Source organism: Priestia sp. P5_B4, from assembly GCF_056400385.1.
On record NZ_JBFULJ010000475.1, the window covers coordinates 1 to 2922 of the forward strand.

6 protein-coding genes are annotated in these 2922 nt (G+C 36.9%); 3 read left to right on the forward strand and 3 right to left on the reverse strand.

Annotation, left to right across the window (positions count from 1 at the left end; translation table 11 throughout):
- The 3 genes from AC1DRF_RS21535 to AC1DRF_RS21545 all read left to right on the forward strand — a co-directional run.
- A partial coding sequence (locus AC1DRF_RS21535; protein ID WP_477741649.1) for a ParB N-terminal domain-containing protein occupies positions 1-528 on the forward strand: 528 nt, incomplete at its 5' end.
- A gap of 43 nt (positions 529-571) precedes the next feature.
- Positions 572-1063: an SMI1/KNR4 family protein gene (locus tag AC1DRF_RS21540; RefSeq protein WP_477741650.1), complete on the forward strand. Its 492-nt coding sequence runs from the start codon at positions 572-574 to the stop codon at positions 1061-1063.
- Between the two features lie 74 nt (positions 1064-1137).
- Positions 1138-1557, forward strand: coding sequence for a hypothetical protein (locus AC1DRF_RS21545; protein ID WP_427077093.1), 420 nt, complete (start codon positions 1138-1140; stop codon positions 1555-1557).
- Positions 1558-1951: 394 nt separating this feature from the next.
- Here the strand turns inward: AC1DRF_RS21545 and AC1DRF_RS21550 are convergent, their stop codons facing one another.
- From AC1DRF_RS21550 to AC1DRF_RS21560, 3 genes are all read right to left on the reverse strand, one after another.
- The gene (locus tag AC1DRF_RS21550) at positions 1952-2095 is read right to left on the reverse strand and encodes a hypothetical protein (protein ID WP_427077092.1); all 144 of its coding nucleotides are present in this window, start codon (positions 2093-2095) and stop codon (positions 1952-1954) included.
- A 215-nt stretch (positions 2096-2310) separates the two neighbouring features.
- Positions 2311-2475, reverse strand: coding sequence for a hypothetical protein (locus tag AC1DRF_RS21555; RefSeq protein ID WP_427077091.1), 165 nt, complete (start codon positions 2473-2475; stop codon positions 2311-2313).
- On the reverse strand, positions 2462-2922 hold a 461-nt coding region (locus AC1DRF_RS21560), incomplete at its 5' end, for a hypothetical protein (protein ID WP_477741651.1). The genes AC1DRF_RS21560 and AC1DRF_RS21555, both read right to left, overlap by 14 nt.

The following is a 2922-nucleotide window of genomic DNA, read 5'->3' on the forward strand; positions in this document are numbered from 1 at the left end:
TGTCCTGGTGAAGTAGGTGTAATCTGCTTCCAGATTACCGTTCTCCCGAATAAGAAAGACAAAGAAAGCAATGAACCAAATGATAAAAAAGAAGCCAAACAAGAGGCTTCTGCAGCGCAACAAGAAGTTGCGTCTACCAAACAGGAAGAAAAACCGGCAACTACTTCTCAACCTGCAGCAATTGAAGAGAAGAAAGCTGAAAAAGTACAGACAGAAGTGAAGGAGACACCTGTTCAAGAGAAAAAGGTGGAGCCACAAAAGAAACAAATAACTAATCAGCCAAAAGGGACACAGGATCTTCTAAGTTTCGATGAAATAATCGTACCTGAAGAGTTCTTAAAGACACGTCCAAACCCTGAAAAAACACAAAAGGTTATTGATTTTGTGAAGCGTACAGGGCGTCTGGATGAGCCATTAACGATTGAAAAAGGATCGAATATCTTAAAAGATGGYTAYCGTCGTTATATTGTGGCCAAAACCGTTAAAATGGAYAAAGTTCCWGTTATSTATGAATATCAGAAGTCATAATGTATTTCCTTGAAGATGACCTATTGCAACGAGAGCGATAACAGTGAGAATTGTTAAGGAAAGCATCATTTATCCATTACCACAGGATCAAGACATTGCAAAAATAGAAGCTTCTTTTCGCATTCAGTTGCCCAATGCGTATAAAGAATTCTTGAAACACTATAACGGATGTACAGTAATAGATTCTACACCACTAACAATCATCAATAAGAGGTGTCAAATTGAACGTTTTTTAGGCATTATTAAAAACTTCAGTGAGCATCCTTATGGAATGTATGACATTGGTTGCTGCGAAACCTCTTTAGGAGAACAAGGGTGGAATTTCTATGACGAAGATCTCATTGGATCTGAATTAATTCCAATTGCGAAGCTAGCATGGGGAGATTATTTGTGTTTGAACTTTCACTGTGGTAGGAACAATCCGTCTGTTGATTTCCTAGATTACGAAGAATCATATGAATGTGATCCAGCTACATCAAAGATAGCTGATACCTTTCAAGATTTTTTGAGTATGTTATCATCTAAGAATGAGTAAAAGAAGAAAATACCATTCAACGACRAGATCATCTACTCATCTAGGTTTTCTAGCCTAATAGAAGGAGTGTGGACATGAAAAAGTGGCCTTGGATCATGTTATCGCTGGTAGTAATACTTCTTGTGTTTATGATGAACTACTTCGTGGATAAAAGTCAGCAACAACCGAACATGATACGTAGTGCTTCACTTACAAGCAGTACATCTCCTGATAAAAAGAACATCATTGAAGTGAAGAAAATGTATAGACAATCAACGGATTACTTTGATTATGAAACAAAACAAGAAATTGATTCGATTAGAATGTATTATGGCAAGCATGGCAGCATGCTCAGCCGATATAAGGAGCTTAAAGGGATCCATCCTTCTATCATTCATGATGCTGATGTACAGTGGAAAGATGATCAACATGTCATTATCCATCTTATCAATACGAATCAACAAAAGAAAAAGAAAGTAGACAAACGATTTAGCTATCATCTTGATGAGATGTAGGCTTTGTATAAGACTGTGGGCATATGTATTGTAGTTCATCTGTTAAATATATAAAACCTAACCAAATGGAAAATGAACATACACCTCCAAGTTAAGTAGGCCCGAATTCTAAATGTTATAAAATGGAACTTTTTACCTTAATCCATGCTAGATACAGACAGAAAATTGAGAGGGTTTCCATATTCAGCAGTGAACAAACTTTTGATAGAATAAAATGGAAAGTTTAACTTTCATTTCATTTGCAATACCGAATACCCTCTGTTTCGACAATTCGGGACTATTTGAAAAAGTATACACCTTCAGGTGCATGCTTTTTTTCTGTTTTATCCTCAGCACGTGCTTCTATATAGAAACGATTACATAGGTTCTATCAAAGGCAAAAATGTACGAAAGACTAATTTGTAACCTCATGAACGTTCTTTGAGCTTTCTTCTTTTACCATCCACCTAATTAACTCTTTTTCTTTCTCATTTAAGGGTCTAGTTAGATTTTTTTCAAAGTAAGAAACTAATTCTGTGAAACGTTGACCATTATCCATCCATCATCCTCCTGTTGAATGTAAATCATGACATAAAAAAGGGATATGTTGGTATTTTATATTCTGTATATCTAGTCTGAATCCTTCTCGTTTATGTGTACTTTTCATCATATTTATAACAAAGACCGCCCATTACTTATAGTATATAAGGCGGTCTTAACTGTATTCATGCTATATGTTTATGCCCAAAATATCGACACTATTCTAAAAAGACGTCAGGTAAAAAAGGCGATCACTAAAATCGCTGCCACACAAGCTAAATAGATATTCCCACTCCAATCCTTCTTTTCCTTTTCATTCACTGCATAGCTATTATAAGAACCGTCAATCGGTTCTATTTTTAGTTTTCGTTGTAAGGCTACTTCTTTACCTAAAATCAAGTTTGATTCCTCCATTGTTTGATAATTGTAAGGTAGGAAACGTCCTTGTTCGTCTCTCAATCGGTTGCTGACGTCTTGCAGGCCCTGCTGCCTTTTCACTGGTAGAAGGCTGCTGTTTGGATTGAATAGTTGCTCCTGACATTGATTGGCCATCTGTTGATGTTCTAAGTATCGTAGAAGTGTTTGTAGCCGTTCCTTTTCGCTCAAGGTCATCATGTTCTCCTCCTCCTTTCTCTTCGATGTTGGGCTCTTGTTCCATCCATAACGGGTGGGAAGAAGGCTGCCACGGAGAGGAGGGGAGAGGGACGTCACTCATTTTATACTGATTCATTAATGCTAAGAAAACAGGRTTGTGCGCTGCAGTAAAAAGCGCACACCTCATAATTTGATTTCGATCTAATTCTGTAGCTTGAAACAGACTATCTACATATGTACGATACATAGAAT